We start from the raw sequence: 17,019 nt of genomic DNA, 5'->3' as shown, positions 1-17,019 counted from the left end.
CTGCTCCGGGCGGCGTTCCGTCGATGAACGTATGGACACCGCGTTTCTCCCGGTTTCCCGCGTCATCGTTGACGACCATCGCGAGCAGGCTCGCTCCTGCAGGTTCTGCATTACGCAATCTAGAGAACCCTAATGACCACTCTGCACGCTGAAGCTGTTGGCAAGCGTACCTGGCCGCAATACGCCGCTTGGGGCCTGTTTCTGGTCCTGCTGGCCTGGGCCTGGCACGGCGCTGAAATGAATCCGATGGCGCTGTACCGCGACTCGGGAAACATGGCGACGTTCGCCGGGGACTTCTTCCCGCCGGATTTCCATGAATGGCGCATGTACCTCAAGGAAATGCTCGTCACCGTACAAATCGCCCTGTGGGGCACGGTGCTGGCGATTGTCTGCTCGGTGCCGCTGGGCATTCTCTGCTCGGAAAACATCACACCGTGGTGGATCCACCAACCGCTGCGCCGGGTGATGGATGCGTTCCGCTCGATCAACGAAATGGTCTTCGCCATGTTGTTCGTGGTGGCCGTCGGGCTGGGGCCGTTTGCCGGGGTATTGGCGCTGTGGATCAGCACCACCGGCGTACTCGCCAAGCTGTTCGCCGAAGCCGTCGAAGCGATTGATCCGGGCCCGGTCGAAGGTGTTCGCGCCACTGGTGCCAGTGCCTTGCAAGAGGTGATCTACGGCGTGATTCCGCAAGTGATGCCGCTGTGGGTGTCCTACGCGTTGTACCGCTTCGAGGCCAACGTACGTTCGGCGACGGTGGTGGGAATGGTCGGCGCAGGCGGGATCGGGGTGATTCTGTGGGAGAACATCCGCGCCTTCCAGTTCACGCAGACCTGCGCCGTGCTGCTGGTGATCATCGTTATCGTCAGCCTGATCGACATCCTGTCGCAACGCCTGCGCAAGCAGTTCATCTGACTTTTTCGGAGGGGTGCCCCCGGGCGCTTTTTTTAAAGCATGCAGTTGTCTAGACAAGATGAGCCGGTGTACCGCGAATTGGCCGACATCCTGCGGCGGGAGCTGGCGGAGTACCGCGCCGGGGATTTCATGCCGGGCGAGGTGATGCTGGCCGAGCGCTTCGGCGTCAATCGCCACACCTTGCGCCGTGCCATCGATGAACTGGTGTTCGAAGGCAGCCTGTTGCGCCGCCAGGGCAAAGGTACCCAAGTGCTGGAGCGGCCGCTGATTTATTCGATGACCGCCGACAGTGCCTACAGCCAGTCGCTGTCGGCCCAGGGGCATGGCGTCGAAGCATTGTTGCTCAAGCGCCGTTACTGCTTTGCCAGCCGCGAAGAAGCCCAATATCTGGGCATCGCCGAGATGGCGCCGATGATCGAATTGCAGACCTTGCGCAAGCTCGACAATCAACCGGTCAGCCTGATCCGCCATCGCTACTGCGCCACTCACGCGCCGCTGCTGGCCGACTACACCGGTGGCTCTTTGCGCAAATACCTGAGCGAGCGGGACCTGCCGCTGACCCGTACCCAGAGCCTGATCGGCGCCCGATTGCCCAACCGCGAAGAAGCCGCGCTGCTGCTGATGCCCCGGCATCTGCCGGCGCTGAGTGTCTTCACCCTTTCCCGCGACCGCGACGGCCGTGCGGTGGAGCTGGCCCAGTCCACCAGCCGTTCGGATCGCTTCCAGTACCAGGTCGTCACCTGATGGAGAATGCCATGCAAAACCCTGTTCCTCACGCCGAACGGCAGCACTGGATCGGCGTACTGGCCCGCGCCCGTCGCAGTGAATTGCAGCCCTTTGAGGATGCGCTGCGCGACATTGAATACCAACTGATCCGCGCCCCGGAAATCGGCATGACCCTGGTCCGTGGCCGCATGGGTGGCAATGGCGCGCCGTTCAACGTCGGCGAAATGAGCGTGACCCGCTGCGTGGTGCGCCTGGCCGATGGCCGCACCGGCTACAGCTATCTGGCGGGGCGCGACAAGGTTCACGCCGAACTGGCCGCCCTGGCCGACGCGCATTTGCAGGGCGTGCAACAGCGCCATTGGCTGGCGGACATGATCACGCCTCTGGCTGGCGCTCAAGCTGAGCGCCGGGCACAAAAAGAGGCGGAAACCGCCGCCACCAAAGTCGAATTCTTCACCCTCGTGCGAGGAGAAAACTGATGAGCGCACAGCTGTTGCAACCGGCCTTCAGCGACCCGGTGCTGGATGCCCAGCGCGGATTTCGCGCTGCACTCAAGGCCTTGGCCGGTCCCGGTCTGATCCAGACGTTGCACCCCACGCCGACCCTTGAAGGCCTGGCACCCGCGACATATGCACTGTGCCTGGCAATGTTCGATGTCGACACACCGCTGTGGCTGGCGCCGTCCTTCGACACACCGCTGATCCGCGCCAACCTGGCGTTCCACTGTGGTTGCCCGCTGACGACCCAGCGTGAAGACGCGCGATTCGCCTTGCTTGCCACCGAGGATCTGCTCGACCTGAGCGGTTTCGACACCGGCAATGATCGTTATCCCGACCAGTCCTGCACTTTGTTCATTCAGCTGACCAGTCTCGATGGCGGGGCAGGGCTGAAGTGGCGTGGACCGGGGATTGAAAGCGAACACGACGTGGCGCTGCCGGTAGCCGATGGCTTGTGGCGCGAACGTGAACGTCGCAACGAATTCCCCCGTGGCCTCGACCTGTTTTTCACTGCCGGCCACGACCTGATCGGTTTGCCGCGCAGTACCCGCATCGCAGAGGAGCGTGCCTGATGTACGTAGCCGTCAAGGGTGGCGAACAGGCCATCGACAATGCCCACCGCCTGCTGGCAAAAAAACGTCGGGGCGATACCGCAGTCACTGAGTTGAGTGTCGAGCAGATCCGTCAGCAACTGCCGCTGGCAGTGGCGCGGGTGATGAGCGAAGGCTCGCTGTACGACGAAGAACTCGCCGCGCTGGCGATCAAGCAAGCGGCGGGGGATCTGGTGGAAGCAATCTTCCTGCTGCGCGCCTACCGCACCACGTTGCCGCGCTTCAACCCGAGCCTGCCGATCGATACCCAGAACATGCAGCTCAGCCGACGCTTGTCCGCGACCTTCAAGGACGTGCCGGGCGGGCAACTGCTGGGGCCGACCTTCGATTACACCCACCGTCTGCTGGACTTTGCCTTGCTGGCCGAAGGCGAATATCCGGGGCCGCAAACCACGCCGAATGCCAGCCTCGAAGCGTGCCCGCGAGTCCTCGGTTTGCTGGCGCAGGAAGGCCTGATCAAGACCGAATCCGACAGCGGCGAAAGCGTGGCCGACATCACCCGCGACCCGCTGGAGTTGCCCGCCAGTCGCGCTCAACGCCTGCAAGCCCTGGCCCGTGGCGACGAAGGTTTCCTGTTGGCGCTGGGCTATTCGACCCAACGCGGTTATGGCCGCAACCACCCCTTCGCGGGTGAAATCCGCATCGGCGAAGTCGAGGTCTGGATCGACCCTGAAGAGCTGGGTTTTGCGATCAACCTGGGCAGCATCGAAGTCACCGAGTGCGAGATGGTCAACCAGTTCGTCGGCTCGGCCACGGAGCTGGCGCAGTTCACCCGCGGCTACGGTCTGGCCTTCGGACACGCGGAGCGCAAGGCCATGGGCATGGCGCTGGTGGACCGTGCGTTGCGCGCCGACGAGTACAACGAAGAGATCGTCTCGCCAGCACAACATGAAGAGTTCGTGCTCATGCACTGCGACAACGTCGAGGCCGCCGGCTTCGTCTCGCACCTCAAGCTGCCTCACTACGTCGACTTCCAGGCCGAACTGGAACTGATCCGCAAACTGCGCAAGCCTGCCGAGGGCCAAAACCATGAATGACGTGAGCCAGGCACCCGTGCGCGATGCGGCGTACAACTTCGCCTACCTCGATGAACAGACCAAACGCATGATCCGCCGCGCCTTGCTCAAGGCCGTGGCGATCCCCGGTTATCAGGTGCCGTTCGGTGGTCGCGAGATGCCGCTGCCTTACGGTTGGGGCACCGGTGGCATGCAGTTGACCGCCGCGATTCTCGGTGACGAAGACGTGCTCAAGGTCATCGATCAGGGCGCCGACGACACCACCAACGCCGTGTCGATCCGCCGCTTCTTCGCCCGCACCGCAGGCGTCGAAACCACCGAAAGCACGCCTGACGCGACGGTGATCCAGACCCGTCACCGCATCCCGGAAACCCCGCTGCACGCCGATCAGATCATGGTCTATCAAGTGCCGATTCCCGAGCCGCTGCGCTTCATCGAACCGTCGGAAACCGAGACCCGGACCATGCACGCCCTCAACGATTACGGGGTCATGCACGTCAAGCTTTACGAAGACATCGCCACCTTCGGCCATATCGCCACGGCGTACGCCTACCCGGTGATGGTCGACGAGCGCTACGTGATGGACCCGTCGCCGATCCCCAAATTCGACAACCCGAAGCTCGACATGAGCCCGGCGCTGATGTTGTTCGGCGCTGGCCGCGAGAAGCGTCTGTACGCGGTGCCGCCTTACACCAAGGTAACCAGCCTCGACTTCGAGGATCATCCCTTCGAAGCGCAGAAGTGGGAAGCGTGCTGCGCGATTTGTGGCAGCCGTGAATCGTTCCTCGATGAGTTGATTCTCGACGACGCCGGCACCCAGAGCTTCGTCTGTTCCGACACTTATTACTGCGCCCAGCGCGTCAGCCAGCAGGAGCAGGGCCAATGAACCAGGCGCTGAAAAACGATCTGTCCGTGTCCACTGAACCGCTGCTGCGAGTGCGTGATCTGTCGCTGTTGTACGGGCCGGAAAAGGGCTGCCAAGACGTCAGTTTCGACCTGTACCCCGGTGAAGTATTGGGAATTGTCGGCGAATCCGGCTCGGGCAAATCCACCTTGCTCTCGCTGCTCAGCGGCCGCCTGCCGCCGCAGCGCGGCAGCATCGGTTACCGCGACAAACAGGACCAATGGCTGGACCTGTACAGCGCCAGCGAAGCCGAACGTCGCACCTTGCTGCGCACCGAATGGGGGTTCGTCGAACAGAGCCCGCGTGATGGTTTGCGCATGGGCGTGTCCGCTGGCGCCAACATCGGTGAGCGCCTGATGGCCCAGGGTGTGCGCAATTATCAGCAGCTGCGCGGGGCCGGTCTCGACTGGTTGAGTCAGGTGGAAATCGATCCGCAGCGCATCGATGACTTGCCCCGGACCTTCTCCGGCGGCATGCAGCAGCGCCTGCAAATCGCCCGCAATCTGGTGTCGAGTCCACGGTTGGTGTTCATGGACGAGCCAACCGGTGGCCTCGATGTCTCGGTGCAGGCGCGCTTGCTCGATTTGTTGCGCGGACTGGTGCGTGAACTGGATCTGGCGGTGGTGATTGTCACCCACGATCTCGCTGTTGCGCGTCTGCTGGCTGACCGTTTGATGGTGATGCGCCGCTCGCGGGTGGTGGAAACCGGACTGACCGATCAGATCCTCGACGATCCGCAGCACCCTTATTCGCAACTGCTGGTGTCGTCGGTGTTGCAGCCGTGAAGCCCCGTTCAATAGTGGAAACCGAGCGATGAATACCTTGATCGAGGTCCGTGACCTCTCGAAAACTTTCACCCTGCATCAGCAGCACGGCGTGGTCCTCAATGTGTTGCGCGGGATCGATTTCAGTGTGGCGGCCGGTGAATGCCTGGTGCTGCACGGTCAGTCCGGTGCGGGTAAAAGCACCTTGCTGCGCACCTTGTACGGCAACTATCTGCCCGCAGGCGGCAGCATTCGCGTGCAGCACGATGGCCAATGGCTGGAGCTGGTGGGCGCCGAACCCCGGGACATCCTGCAAGTGCGTCAGCGCACGTTGGGTTATGTCAGCCAGTTCCTGCGGGTGATCCCCCGCGTGGCCTGCCTGGACGTGGTCATGGAACCGGCGCTGGCCCGGGGCTGGGCGAAAGAGCAGGCGCAAGCGCGTGCCGAATCGCTACTCAGCCGTCTGAACATTCCGCAACGTCTTTGGCAACTGGCGCCCGGCACGTTCTCCGGGGGCGAGCAGCAACGGGTCAACATTGCCCGGGGTTTCATGGTGGCGTGGCCGGTGATGTTGCTCGACGAGCCGACAGCATCTCTCGACGACAACAATCGCCAGGTGGTGCTGGAACTGATGAATGAAGCAAAAGCGGCAGGGGCTGCACTGATCGGCATCTTCCACGACAGCATCGCCCGTGAAGCGGTTGCCGACCGCCATCTCGACATGACCCCAGCCGCAGTCAGCCAAGAGGAATACGCCGATGCCCGTTGAACAGATCCTCAGCAATGCCCAACTGGTCACCGCTGACCGTGTGTTCTACGGCACCGTGGTGCTGCGCGACGGCTTGATCGCTGAAGTCTGCGAAGGTCCGAGCCGCTTGCCTCAGGCGCAGAATCTGCATGGTGATTACCTGCTGCCGGGTCTGGTGGAGTTGCACACCGACAACCTGGAGCGTCACATGACCCCGCGCCCCGGTGTGGACTGGCCGTCGGTACCGGCGGTGCTCAGCCACGATGCACAGATCATCGCGGCGGGCATCACCACGGTGTTCGATGCGGTGTCCATCGGCGACGTAAACCCGAAGGGCAATCGCATGCAGAAATTGCCGGCGATGCTGGAGGCAATCACCAAAGCGTCCGATGCCGGCCTTACCCGCGCCGAACACCGTTTGCACTTGCGCTGCGAGCTGTGCCACCCGGACACCTTGAGTGTGTTCCGCGATCTTGTGGAAAACCCGCTGGTGCAACTGGTGTCAGTGATGGACCACTCGCCGGGCCAGCGCCAGTTTGTGCTGGAATCCAAGTACCGTGAGTACTACATGGGCAAGTACCACCTGACCACGACGCAGATGGATGACTTCATCACCCTGCAAATGGCCAACTCGCGGCAGTACAGCGACAGGTATCGTGCGGCAATTGTCGAGCACTGTCTGGCCCTTGGCCTGTCGGTGGCCAGTCATGATGACGCGACCCTGGCCCACGTCGAGGAGTCGGCGCGCTACGGCATGACCATCGCCGAGTTCCCGACCACGGTCGAGGCGGCGCGCGGATGCCGGGAACGGGACATGAAAGTGTTGATGGGCGCACCGAACATCGTGCGCGGCGGATCGCACTCGGGTAACGTGGCCGCCGCGGAACTGGCGGCCGAAGGCTTGCTGGATATCCTGTCCAGCGATTACTACCCGGCGAGCCTGTTGCAATCGACGTTCGCGCTGGCAGCGCAGAACAATCGCATCGGCCTGGCCGAAGCAGTGCGCATGGTCAGCCTGAACCCGGCCCGCGCTGCGGGTTTGCATGATCGTGGCGAAATTGCAGCGGGCCTGCGGGCCGATCTGGTGCAAGCACGCAGTCACGACGGTCTGACGGCGGTTCAACAAGTATGGCGGCAAGCGAAGAGGGTGTACTGATGTCGGGCAGGTTGATCTATCTCATCGGACCTTCCGGGTCGGGCAAGGACAGCCTGTTGGACGCGGCGCGAGGCCGGTTGGCCGAAAGAGGCTGCCGCATCGTGCGGCGGGTCATCACCCGTTCGGCGGAGGCGGTGGGCGAGGCGGCCTTGGGTGTCAGCCCGCAGCAGTTCGCCGAGATGGAGGCTCAGGGCGCGTTTGCCCTGAGCTGGCACGCCAACGGTTTGTCCTACGGCATCCCGCGGGAAATCGACGATTGGCTGAAGGCCGGACAAGATGTGCTGGTCAATGGCTCGCGCGGGCATTTGCACAATGCCCGTGAGCGCTACCCGCACATGCTTGTGGTGCTGCTGACCGTGGATCAATCGGTGTTGCGCGAGCGCTTGCTGGCACGAGGACGGGAGTCCGTGGTGGAAATAGACGCACGGTTGGCGCGCAACACCCGATTCAACCAAAGCGTACTGGCCGACGACGACCCGATGGTGCATGTCCTCGATAACTCCGGGGCACTGGAAAATACGGTGGAACGCTTGCTCGGCTGCATCGACGAACCCTCCATATGCGCTTGACGTTGCTCGGTACTGGTGATGCCCGGCAAGTTCCGGTCTACGGCTGCGAGTGCGTGGCTTGCGACCGGGCGCGTAAGGATCCGCGTCAGCAACGTCGACCCTGCTGTGCGCTGATCGAGTGTGGCGATCAGCGCTGGTTGATCGACAGCGGCCTGCCAGACCTGTGCGAGCGTTTTGCGCCGCGCAGCTTCAACGGCATATTGCAGACCCACTACCACGCCGATCACGCACAGGGCTTGTTGCATCTGCGCTGGGGTCAGGGCCTGGTGATCCCGGTCCACGGCCCGGTGGACCCGGAAGGCCTGGCCGACCTCTACAAACACCCCGGCATTCTCGATTTCAGTCAGCCGTTCGAGGCCTTTGAAACACGTGTTTTCGGCACGTTGGGTGTTACAGCGTTGCCGTTGCTGCATTCCAAACCGACCCTGGGGTACTTGTTGGAAGGCGAGGGGCGACGGATCGCCTATTTGACTGACACCGTGGGCCTGCCATCGGACACCTTGAACTGGCTGCTGCGCGAACCGCTGGACGTGCTGGTGCTGGACTGCTCCCTGCCACCGCAACCTCAGGCGCCGCGCAATCACAACGACCTGAACCTGGCCTTGCAGTGCATTGACGAACTGCAGCCAACGTCAGCGGTGTTGACCCATGTCGGGCATACGTTGGATGCGTGGTTGATTGAGCATCGCGATGAATTGCCGGGCAATGTCAGTGTCGGGTTTGATGGGTGTGAGCTGTAAAAAGATCGCAGGCTGCGCCAGTTCCTGCGTTAATCGTGCATATGGCCCTGTAGGAGCTGGCGCAGCCCCTCCTTCCTGGCGGATGCTGCGATGGAGAAGCTGGTTCGAAACTGAGTCGTACTCGTACGTGGCCTTCGCGGGCAAGCCTTTAATGCTTACGCCGTCGCCAACGAACCCTTTTGCGAAATGCTCAAGAACCGCAACAACGCCAACAGTGGAAATGCGCTGCCGACAATCACGATCCACAACCAGCCACCGTGTTCGTATACCGGGCTGGCCACCGAAGAGCCAAACGCGCCACCGATGAAGATGCTGGTCATGTACAGCGCATTCAGACGGCTGCGACTTTTGGCGTCGAGAGCGTAAACCGCGCGTTGACCGAGGACCATGTTCATCTGCACGCAGAAATCGAGCACCACGCCCGTCACGGCCAGACCGATGACGCTGTAGACCGGATGGATGAATGCGGGCAGGAAGCTCAGGCTGGCGAACAACAGGGCCAGCAAGGACGCGATGCGGGTATGCCCGGCATCTGCCAGGCGTCCGGCGATGGGCGCGGCGATGGCGCCGATGGCACCGACCAGGGCGAAGATCGCAATCTGGCTTTGCGACAAGCCGTGATTACGTGTCAGTTCCAGAGGCACGGCGGTCCAGAACAGGCTGAAGGTAGCGAACATGCAGCCTTGGTAGAACGCACGCTGGCGCAGCACCGGTTGCTTGCGCAACAGTGTCCACAGCGAGCCCAGCAGCTGACCGTAAGACGCACTGTGATCAGGCTGGCGCTTGGGGATCGTGACCGCCAACACAATGCTGATCGCTGCCATCAACAGCGCGGCGATAACAAACATCGCGCGCCAGCCGAAATGATCGGCCACCACGCTGGATACCGGCCGCGCCAGCAGAATCCCCAGCAACAAGCCGCCCATGATCCCGCCGACTACCCGGCCGCGAGATTCTTCCGGGGCGAGGTGAGCGGCCAGCGGGATCAGGATCTGCACCGACACCGAACTGAAGCCCACCAGCAGCGAGATCAGCAAAAACACATTGGGCTGATCGGTGAACGCCGCGCCCAGCAGGCTGGCAATCGCTACCAGCGTGGTGATGATCATCAACCGGCGATTTTCCAGCAGGTCTCCCAGCGGCACGAGAAAGAACAGACCCAGTGCATAACCGATCTGGGTCAGCGAAACGATCAGGCTGGCCATGCTGTTGGTCAGGCCGATGTCGGGCGCGATAAGACCGATTATCGGCTGGGCGTAGTAGATGTTGGCGACGATCGCGCCGCAGCAAAAGGCGAACAGCAGCACCATGCCTCGGGTCATCGTTGCGGCACTGTGGGGCGCCTGGGTCGCAGGGGTCATGACGTGTCTCGCTGAACATTGGAATGTGCGCAGGTTAAGCGGCAGACGCAGAGGGCGGAAGAGTAATTGCAGTGATAGTGATTATTCCCTTGCGGCATGGGTGGCCTGAACCACGACTGCCTGGATGCACAGCCTGCGTAGCTTGCGTAACAAATCGCAGAGCCCATAAAAAAGGCGACCTTCGCAGGTCGCCTTTGGCATTGCCACTCAGCGTTTACTGGCCGGTGTAAATCTGGTCGAAAACGCCACCATCATTGAAGTGGGTCTTCTGCACGGTACGCCAGTCGCCGAAGGTTTTTTCCACCGAGAGGAAGTCGACTTTCGGGAAACGATCGGTGTACTTGGCCAACACGGCCGGGTCGCGGGGACGCAGGTAGTTGGCGGCCGCGATTTCCTGACCTTCAGGCGACCACAGGTACTTCAGGTATTCCTCGGCGGCGGCACGGGTACCTTTCTTGTCGACGGTTTTGTCGACCACCGACACCGGTGGCTCGGCTTCGGCGGAGACGCTTGGGTAGATGACTTCGAACTGCTCGCGACCGAACTCGCGGGCAATCATCTCGGCTTCGTTTTCGAAGGTCACCAGCACGTCGCCGATCTGGTTGGTCATGAAGGTGGTGGTGGCTGCACGGCCACCGGTATCGAGCACTGGTGCTTGCTTGAACAGTTTGCCGACAAACTCTTTTGCCTTGTTCTCGTCACCGCCGTTTTTCAGCACGTAACCCCAAGCCGAGAGGTAGGTATAGCGGCCGTTGCCGGAGGTTTTCGGGTTCGGAACGATGACCTGTACGCCATCCTTGAGCAGGTCTGGCCAGTCTTTGAGGGCTTTCGGGTTGCCTTTGCGGACGATGAACACCGTGGCCGAGGTGAATGGCGCGCTGTTGTTCGGCAGGCGGGTCACCCAGTTGTCCGGGACCAGCTTGCCGTTGTCCGCCAGGGCGTTGATGTCGGTGGCCATGTTCATGGTGATGACGTCAGCCGGCAGGCCGTCGATCACCGAGCGCGCCTGTTTGCTGGAGCCGCCGAAGGACATCTGCAGGGTGATGTTTTCGTTGTGTTCAGCTTGCCAGTGCTTCTGGAACGCAGTGTTGTAGTCCTTGTAGAAATCTCGCATCACGTCGTAGGAAACGTTGAGCAGGGTCGGTGCGGCGTGGGCCATATTGCCCAAGGCCAGGCCAGCGGCGAGAAGTGAGGCGCCAAAGAGTTTTTTCACTGCGCATTCCTTGTTCTACAGGGGTGTTGTTGAAATAGGGGTGATTGCGTTTTGCCAGCGACTATAGCCGTGCTTTCATAGTCCTTTAAAGATTAAAAAGTACTTTGCTTATTCCATTTTCTTGAACAGGGCATTACCACAACGTGAACAGAACGCTGCGCCGTGTTCGTGGCTGTTTTTGCGGCACACCGGGCAGTCGTGTTGCAGTTGTTCGCCGCGCATGGCGTTGGCCAGCTCTGCGGTGAAAATCCCTGTTGGCACGGCGATGATCGAGTAACCGGTGATCATCACCAGTGACGAAATCACCTGGCCCAGAGGCGTCTTTGGCACTATGTCGCCGAAGCCCACGGTGGTCAGCGTAACGATAGCCCAGTAGATGCCTTTGGGAATACTGGTGAAGCCATGTTCCGGGCCTTCGATCACGTACATCAAGGTGCCGAACACCGTCACCAGAGTGCAGACGCTGACCAGAAACACCACGATCTTCTGCTTGCTGCCGCGCAGCGCCGACATCAGGTAGTTGGCTTGTTTCAGGTAGGGGCTCAGCTTGAGCACGCGGAAAATCCGCAGCATGCGGATGATCCGGATGATCAACAGGTACTGCGCATCGGCGTAATACAGCGCAAGTATCCCGGGCACGATCGCCAGCAAATCCACCAGGCCGTAAAAGCTGAAGGCGTAGCGCAGGGGCTTGGGCGAGCAGTACAGGCGCAGGATGTACTCGCCCAGGAAGATAACGGTGAAGCCCCACTCGATGTACGCCAGCACATCGGCGTAGTCACGGTGAATGCTGTCGATGCTGTCGAGCATCACGATCACCAGGCTGGCGAGGATGATCAACAGCAAAATGCCGTCGAAGCGCCGACCAGCCTTGGTGTCGCTCTGGAAAATCATGACGTAAAGGTCTTCACGCCAGTTTTTGCTGCTGTCCATGGAGAACGCCTGAACCGGGAATCAACGCAGCCTAGGTTGATTCTCCCCGGGAGTGCAAGGTGCACTGGCATCCGTGGCTTTGCCGAGCACTTGAACAACCGTACGCAGCAGCCAGCAGGCGAGGATGAACGGCGCGGTCAGCGTGGGCAGGCCAATAGCGGCAAACATTGGCGTCAGCAGCAGCGCCGCTGCAATGCCGATCAGTGGTAGCCACGGCTGCTGGCGCTGCGCGCTGAAGGCGAGGGCAGCGAGCACCGCGTTATAACCACCAAGGCCGAGCAGGGCGGTGTAGAAGTCGTGGTGCAGCAGGCTCCAGCCCATGCCCGCGACAGATGCCAACAACGCCCAGCAGAATGCGCGACGGTCAGCGATCAGCAAGCCGGCGGCAATCAACGCTCCGGCCAGCGGATGACCGAGGAACATCACCTGGCCGAGGCCTTTGAGTGGTGCGGCGAGCATGTTCAGTGCGGTGACTTCGATCAGATGCGCCTGGGTCGACGGCGTGGCGAAACCCAGCAGTAACCAGCCCAGGCCCACGAAGGGCGCGGTGTAGGCGGGCAGGTATCGGCTGATCCGGGAGCGCTTGAGCCACTGTTGGGTGAGCATCGCGCTCAAGCCGCCGCAGGCAATGATCATTAAAGGCAGCATGGCCGACCAGGGGAAGTACAGGCTCAGCAGCAGGCCGAGCAATACGCCGTTATAGCTGAACAGGCCGGCCTGGCGGTCAGCCTTTTCATAGCCGCGACGCTGTGCGGTGAGCAGCCCGGCGACGCCACCGAGCAATGCGCCGCCAAGCAGGGCTGGCGCCGTGAAAAGTACTGCCAAAAGGCACAGCAAACCAAACAGTGGGTGGCGCTGCAGGAAGATCTGGCTAAAGCCGTTGAGCAGGGCCGTGGCCCAGTCGGGACAGTGGGTGTTGAAGTGATTGGCAGGCATGGCAAGTCTGAAAGTCAGTGAAACCGGGTTTGCTGCATCGCCAGCAGGCTGGATCCCACACTGAATCTTTGTTCAGTCTTGATTGTGTGATCGACACAAAACCAATGTGGCAGCCAGCCTTCTGGCGATGAGGCCGGTATGGGCGCTCTAGATCAACGTCTCGATGCGCAATGAGTTAGTCGACCCCGGCTGCCCAAACGGCACACCGGCGGTAATCAATAATGTATCGCCACGCTGCGCCATGCCCTGGGCCTGGGCAATCTCCAGCGCCGTCGAACACACTTCATCCACCTGGCGCAGCCGATCATTGACCACCGAGTGCACGCCCCAGGCCACGGTCAGGCGGCGAGCGGTCTGCTGGTTGGGTGTCAGGTTGAGGATCGGCACCGTCGGCCGTTCCCGTGCCGCGCGCAGGCTCGAAGCGCCGGACTCGCTGTAGTTGACCAGCACCGCTACCGGCAGCACGTTACTGATGCGGCGAATCGCACAGCTGATGGCATCGGAAAGGGTCGCTTCGGCTTTCGGCCGGCTGACATCCAGTTGGGTCTGATAGTCCGGGCCGTTCTCCACCTGGCGGATGATCTTGCTCATCATCTGCACGGCCTCGAGCGGGTATTCGCCGGACGCGGTTTCCGCCGACAGCATGACCGCATCGGCGCCTTCGGCCACGGCATTGGCGACATCGGTCACTTCGGCACGAGTAGGTGCAGGCGAGAAGCGCATCGACTCCAGCATCTGCGTCGCCACCACCACCGGTTTACCGAGTTGGCGGCAAGTGCTGATGATGTTCTTCTGGATCTGCGGCACGCTTTCGGCCGGCACTTCCACGCCCAGGTCACCCCGGGCGACCATGATCGCATCGCTCAGTTCGGCGATTTCCCGCAGTTGGTTGACCGCCGACGGTTTTTCGATCTTGGCCATCAAAAACGCTTTGTCGCCGATCAGCGCACGGGCTTCGCGGATATCCTCCGGGCGCTGCACAAAGGACAGCGCCACCCAGTCCACACCGAGTTCCAGACCGAAGCTCAGGTCGCGACGATCCTTGGCCGTCAGCGGGCTGAGGTCGAGCACCGCTTGCGGCACGTTCACGCCTTTGCGGTCCGACAGTTCGCCGCCGTTGAGAACGGTGGTGTCGATCGCGTCGGCGTATTTGCTCACGACCCGCAGGCGTAGTTTGCCGTCGTCCAGCAGCAGGTCCATGCCCGGCTCCAGCGCGGCGATGATTTCCGGGTGCGGCAGGTTGACCCGGCGCTCATCCCCCGGCGTGGCATCGAGGTCCAGGCGCAGGGCCTGGCCGCGCACCAGTTGGACCTTGCCTTCGGCGAACTTGCCGACCCGCAGTTTCGGGCCCTGCAGGTCCATCAGAATGCCCAGCGGATAATTGAGCTGGCGCTCGACTTCACGAATCCACTGATAGCGCTGGGCGTGATCGGCGTGATCGCCATGGCTGAAGTTCAGGCGAAAAATATTGACCCCGGCCTCGACCAGCTCGCGGATATCGTCGATGCCTAATGTGGCGGGGCCGAGGGTGGCGAGGATTTTGACCTTTTTATCAGGCGTCATGTTTAGGGTTCTCGAGAATCAGGATGGCACGGAAGTCGTTGACGTTGGTGCGGGTCGGCTCGGTGACGATCAGTGCGTCCAGCGCCTCGAAGTAGCCATAGCCGTTGTTGTTGTCGAGCTCGTCGCTGGCGCTCAAACCGAGGGACTCGGCGCGGGCGTAGCTGTCCGGGGTCATGATCGCGCCGGCGTTGTCTTCGGAGCCGTCGATGCCATCGGTGTCACCGGCCAGGGCGTAGACGCCGGGCAAGCCTTTGAGGCTGTCGGTCAGGCTCAGCAGGAACTCGGCGTTACGCCCGCCACGGCCGTTGCCGCGCACGGTGACGGTGGTTTCACCACCGGAGAGAATCACGCAGGGGGCGGCCAATGGTTGACCGTGCAGGACGATCTGTCGGGCGATGCCGGCGTGGACTTTCGCCACTTCGCGCGATTCGCCTTCCAGGTCACCGAGGATCAGAGGGCTGAAGCCGGCCTGGCGGCACTTCACCGCAGCGGCTTCGAGGGATTGCTGGGGGCGTGCGATCAGCTGGAAATGGCTGCGCGCCAGGCTCGGGTCGCCGGGCTTGACGGTTTCCGATTCCGGGCTTTGCAACCAGTTGCGCACCGAGACTGGCACTTCAATGTTGTAGCGTTTGAGGATCGCCAGGGCTTCGTCCGAGGTGCTCGGATCGGCCACCGTAGGGCCGGAGGCGATGACCGTGGCAAGGTCGCCCGGCACGTCGGAAATCGCGTAGGTGTAAACGGTTGCCGGCCAGCAGGCTTTGCCCAGGCGGCCGCCCTTGATCGCCGAGAGGTGCTTGCGCACGCAGTTCATCTCGCCGATGGTCGCGCCGGATTTGAGCAGGGCTTTGTTGATCGCTTGCTTGTCGGCCAGGGTAATGCCGGCAGCAGGGAGGGCCAGCAACGCCGAACCACCACCGGACAACAGGAAGATCACCCGGTCGTCTTCGCTGAGGTCACTGACCAGCGCCAGCACGCGCTTGGCTACCGCCAGGCCGGCGGCATCGGGAACCGGATGCGCGGCTTCGACCACTTCGATTTTTTCGCAGCAAGCGCCGTGACCGTAGCGGGTGACTACCAGCCCTGTGACTTCGCCCTGCCAGCAGCGCTCGACCACCTGGGCCATGGCGGCCGCGGCCTTGCCGGCACCGATGACGATCACGCGACCACTGCGGTCCTTGGGCAGATGAGCTTCGAGGACATGTTGCGGATGCGCCGCGTCGATGGCTGTAGCGAACAGTTCGCGTAGCAATTGTTGTGGTTCGACCGACATGGCGGGCTCCCGGAATTCTTGTTATTGGAAGGGCACTCGATCCAGTGTGGGAGCGGGCTTGCTCGCGAAGGCGGGGTATCAGTCAGCATTGATATCGACTGACACTCCCTCTTCGCGAGCAAGCCCGCTCCCACATTGGGGGGCGGCAGGGCTTACTTCTTGTCGCGAATCGAGAAGTTCGCCATGTGCTCCAGGCCTTTGATCAGCGCCGAGTGGTCCCAGTTGCTGCCACCGATGGCCGCGCATGTGCTGAACACTTGCTGGGCGTTGGCGGTGTTCGGCAGGTTGATGTTCAGCTCCTTGGCGCCTTGCAGGGCCAGGTTCAGGTCCTTCTGGTGCAGGCTGATGCGGAAGCCTGGATCGAAGGTGCCCTTGATCATGCGCTCGCCGTGTACTTCAAGGATCTTCGACGAAGCGAACCCGCCCATCAGTGCTTCACGCACCTTGGCTGGATCGGCACCGTTTTTCGAAGCGAACAGCAGGGCTTCGGCCACGGCCTGGATGTTCAGGGCGACGATGATCTGGTTCGCGACTTTCGCGGTTTGACCGTCGCCGTTGCCACCGACCAGGGTGATGTTCTTGCCCATGGCCTGGAACAGTGGCAGGGCGCGTTCGAAGGCGTCGGCATCGCCACCGACCATGATGCTCAGGGTCGCGGCCTTGGCGCCGACTTCACCGCCGGATACCGGGGCGTCCAGGTATTGCGCGCCTTTTTCGTTGATCTTCGCGGCGAAGGCCTTGGTGGCGGTCGGCGAGATCGAGCTCATGTCGATCACCACCTTGCCTTTGCCAACGCCGGCAGCGATGCCGTCTGCGCGAAACAGCACGTCATCGACCTGCGGGGTATCCGGGACCATGACGATGATGAATTCGGCTTCCTGGGCGACTTCTTTCGGGTTCGCCAGGGCAATGGCGCCAGCGGCGACCAGGTCTGCCGGGGCAGCGTCGTGGTGTGCCGACAGGAACAGGCTGTGACCGGCTTTCTGCAGGTTCGCCGCCATTGGGTGGCCCATGATGCCGGTGCCGATAAATCCGATTTTAGCCATGAGAAAATCCTCTTGTTTTTGTGTAGCTCCTGGCACTTGGCCGGTGAGCTC

Annotated in this window: 18 protein-coding genes; 11 read left to right on the top strand and 7 right to left on the bottom strand. The window is 61.9% G+C overall.

Going from position 1 to position 17,019, the window contains the following annotated elements:
• Positions 1-132: 132 nt before the first annotated feature.
• The 11 genes from phnE to phnP are packed head-to-tail and all read left to right on the top strand — an operon-like array spanning position 133 to position 8,646.
• Positions 133-915, top strand: coding sequence for a phosphonate ABC transporter, permease protein PhnE (gene phnE, locus KW839_RS18875; protein WP_060541447.1), 783 nt, complete (start codon positions 133-135; stop codon positions 913-915).
• A gap of 39 nt (positions 916-954) precedes the next feature.
• Positions 955-1,659 (top strand): phosphonate metabolism transcriptional regulator PhnF, encoded by a 705-nt coding sequence (gene phnF / locus KW839_RS18870; protein WP_218425162.1) that lies wholly within the window; start codon positions 955-957, stop codon positions 1,657-1,659.
• Between the two features lie 11 nt (positions 1,660-1,670).
• Entirely contained in the window at positions 1,671-2,120 is a 450-nt protein-coding gene (phnG, locus tag KW839_RS18865) for a phosphonate C-P lyase system protein PhnG (protein ID WP_256352724.1), read from the top strand.
• Positions 2,120-2,710, top strand: coding sequence for a phosphonate C-P lyase system protein PhnH (gene phnH, locus KW839_RS18860; protein ID WP_218425160.1), 591 nt, complete (start codon positions 2,120-2,122; stop codon positions 2,708-2,710). Before phnG ends, phnH begins: the two co-directional genes overlap by 1 nt.
• A complete protein-coding gene (locus KW839_RS18855; RefSeq protein ID WP_218425159.1) occupies positions 2,710-3,786 on the top strand; it encodes a carbon-phosphorus lyase complex subunit PhnI in 1,077 nt (358 codons plus the stop codon). Before phnH ends, KW839_RS18855 begins: the two co-directional genes overlap by 1 nt.
• Positions 3,779-4,651 (top strand): alpha-D-ribose 1-methylphosphonate 5-phosphate C-P-lyase PhnJ, encoded by an 873-nt coding sequence (locus KW839_RS18850; protein ID WP_060541452.1) that lies wholly within the window; start codon positions 3,779-3,781, stop codon positions 4,649-4,651. The genes KW839_RS18855 and KW839_RS18850 overlap by 8 nt, the downstream gene beginning before the upstream one ends.
• Entirely contained in the window at positions 4,648-5,454 is an 807-nt protein-coding gene (gene phnK, locus KW839_RS18845) for a phosphonate C-P lyase system protein PhnK (RefSeq protein ID WP_060541453.1), read from the top strand. Before KW839_RS18850 ends, phnK begins: the two co-directional genes overlap by 4 nt.
• Positions 5,455-5,482: 28 nt before the next feature.
• Complete coding sequence (gene phnL, locus KW839_RS18840) at positions 5,483-6,202, top strand: phosphonate C-P lyase system protein PhnL (protein ID WP_218425158.1); 720 nt, start codon at positions 5,483-5,485, stop codon at positions 6,200-6,202.
• Positions 6,192-7,337: an alpha-D-ribose 1-methylphosphonate 5-triphosphate diphosphatase gene (locus KW839_RS18835; protein ID WP_218425157.1), complete on the top strand. Its 1,146-nt coding sequence runs from the start codon at positions 6,192-6,194 to the stop codon at positions 7,335-7,337. Before phnL ends, KW839_RS18835 begins: the two co-directional genes overlap by 11 nt.
• Positions 7,337-7,906 (top strand): phosphonate metabolism protein/1,5-bisphosphokinase (PRPP-forming) PhnN, encoded by a 570-nt coding sequence (phnN, locus tag KW839_RS18830; RefSeq protein WP_218425156.1) that lies wholly within the window; start codon positions 7,337-7,339, stop codon positions 7,904-7,906. The genes KW839_RS18835 and phnN overlap by 1 nt, the downstream gene beginning before the upstream one ends.
• Positions 7,897-8,646 (top strand): phosphonate metabolism protein PhnP, encoded by a 750-nt coding sequence (gene phnP / locus KW839_RS18825; RefSeq protein ID WP_218425155.1) that lies wholly within the window; start codon positions 7,897-7,899, stop codon positions 8,644-8,646. The genes phnN and phnP overlap by 10 nt, the downstream gene beginning before the upstream one ends.
• 155 nt (positions 8,647-8,801) lie before the next feature.
• On the opposite strand, the gene KW839_RS18820 is transcribed toward phnP, so the two are convergent.
• The 7 genes from KW839_RS18820 to KW839_RS18790 form a co-directional block, all read right to left on the bottom strand.
• Complete coding sequence (locus KW839_RS18820) at positions 8,802-10,007, bottom strand: MFS transporter (protein ID WP_218425154.1); 1,206 nt, start codon at positions 10,005-10,007, stop codon at positions 8,802-8,804.
• A 214-nt stretch (positions 10,008-10,221) separates the two neighbouring features.
• Positions 10,222-11,220, bottom strand: a complete 999-nt coding sequence (locus KW839_RS18815) for a sulfate ABC transporter substrate-binding protein (RefSeq protein ID WP_060541459.1) — start codon at positions 11,218-11,220, stop codon at positions 10,222-10,224.
• A gap of 108 nt (positions 11,221-11,328) precedes the next feature.
• On the bottom strand, positions 11,329-12,153 hold the full coding sequence (locus KW839_RS18810; protein ID WP_060541460.1) for an ion transporter: 825 nt from the start codon (positions 12,151-12,153) through the stop codon (positions 11,329-11,331).
• A gap of 21 nt (positions 12,154-12,174) precedes the next feature.
• Complete coding sequence (locus KW839_RS18805; protein WP_060541461.1) at positions 12,175-13,089, bottom strand: urea transporter; 915 nt, start codon at positions 13,087-13,089, stop codon at positions 12,175-12,177.
• 147 nt (positions 13,090-13,236) lie between these two features.
• A complete protein-coding gene (gene pyk / locus KW839_RS18800) occupies positions 13,237-14,652 on the bottom strand; it encodes a pyruvate kinase (RefSeq protein ID WP_060541462.1) in 1,416 nt (471 codons plus the stop codon).
• Positions 14,642-15,922 (bottom strand): glycerate kinase, encoded by a 1,281-nt coding sequence (locus tag KW839_RS18795; protein WP_060541463.1) that lies wholly within the window; start codon positions 15,920-15,922, stop codon positions 14,642-14,644. Before KW839_RS18795 ends, pyk begins: the two co-directional genes overlap by 11 nt.
• Positions 15,923-16,074: 152 nt before the next feature.
• A complete protein-coding gene (locus KW839_RS18790) occupies positions 16,075-16,968 on the bottom strand; it encodes a 2-hydroxy-3-oxopropionate reductase (RefSeq protein WP_060541464.1) in 894 nt (297 codons plus the stop codon).
• Positions 16,969-17,019: the final 51 nt, after the last annotated feature.

Origin of the sequence: Pseudomonas sp. PDM31, from assembly GCF_019218965.1 — a bacterium.
GTDB lineage: Bacteria > Pseudomonadota > Gammaproteobacteria > Pseudomonadales > Pseudomonadaceae > Aquipseudomonas.
Note: the sequence above shows the minus strand (reverse complement) of the source record. Positions and strands in the feature narration are given on the sequence as shown.

Excerpts from the sequence above, each read along its gene's own strand:
- phnE (WP_060541447.1), top strand. The coding sequence starts at position 133 with ATGACCACTCTGCACGCTGAAGCTGTTGGCAAGCGTACCTGGCCGCAA.
- phnF (WP_218425162.1), top strand. The coding sequence starts at position 955 with ATGCAGTTGTCTAGACAAGATGAGCCGGTGTACCGCGAATTGGCCGAC.
- phnG (WP_256352724.1), top strand. The coding sequence starts at position 1,671 with ATGCAAAACCCTGTTCCTCACGCCGAACGGCAGCACTGGATCGGCGTA.
- phnH (WP_218425160.1), top strand. The coding sequence starts at position 2,120 with ATGAGCGCACAGCTGTTGCAACCGGCCTTCAGCGACCCGGTGCTGGAT.
- KW839_RS18855 (WP_218425159.1), top strand. The coding sequence starts at position 2,710 with ATGTACGTAGCCGTCAAGGGTGGCGAACAGGCCATCGACAATGCCCAC.
- KW839_RS18850 (WP_060541452.1), top strand. The coding sequence starts at position 3,779 with ATGAATGACGTGAGCCAGGCACCCGTGCGCGATGCGGCGTACAACTTC.
- phnK (WP_060541453.1), top strand. The coding sequence starts at position 4,648 with ATGAACCAGGCGCTGAAAAACGATCTGTCCGTGTCCACTGAACCGCTG.
- phnL (WP_218425158.1), top strand. The coding sequence starts at position 5,483 with ATGAATACCTTGATCGAGGTCCGTGACCTCTCGAAAACTTTCACCCTG.
- KW839_RS18835 (WP_218425157.1), top strand. The coding sequence starts at position 6,192 with ATGCCCGTTGAACAGATCCTCAGCAATGCCCAACTGGTCACCGCTGAC.
- phnN (WP_218425156.1), top strand. The coding sequence starts at position 7,337 with ATGTCGGGCAGGTTGATCTATCTCATCGGACCTTCCGGGTCGGGCAAG.
- phnP (WP_218425155.1), top strand. The coding sequence starts at position 7,897 with ATGCGCTTGACGTTGCTCGGTACTGGTGATGCCCGGCAAGTTCCGGTC.
- KW839_RS18820 (WP_218425154.1), bottom strand. The coding sequence starts at position 10,007 with ATGACCCCTGCGACCCAGGCGCCCCACAGTGCCGCAACGATGACCCGA.
- KW839_RS18810 (WP_060541460.1), bottom strand. The coding sequence starts at position 12,153 with ATGGACAGCAGCAAAAACTGGCGTGAAGACCTTTACGTCATGATTTTC.
- KW839_RS18805 (WP_060541461.1), bottom strand. The coding sequence starts at position 13,089 with ATGCCTGCCAATCACTTCAACACCCACTGTCCCGACTGGGCCACGGCC.
- pyk (WP_060541462.1), bottom strand. The coding sequence starts at position 14,652 with ATGACGCCTGATAAAAAGGTCAAAATCCTCGCCACCCTCGGCCCCGCC.
- KW839_RS18795 (WP_060541463.1), bottom strand. The coding sequence starts at position 15,922 with ATGTCGGTCGAACCACAACAATTGCTACGCGAACTGTTCGCTACAGCC.
- KW839_RS18790 (WP_060541464.1), bottom strand. The coding sequence starts at position 16,968 with ATGGCTAAAATCGGATTTATCGGCACCGGCATCATGGGCCACCCAATG.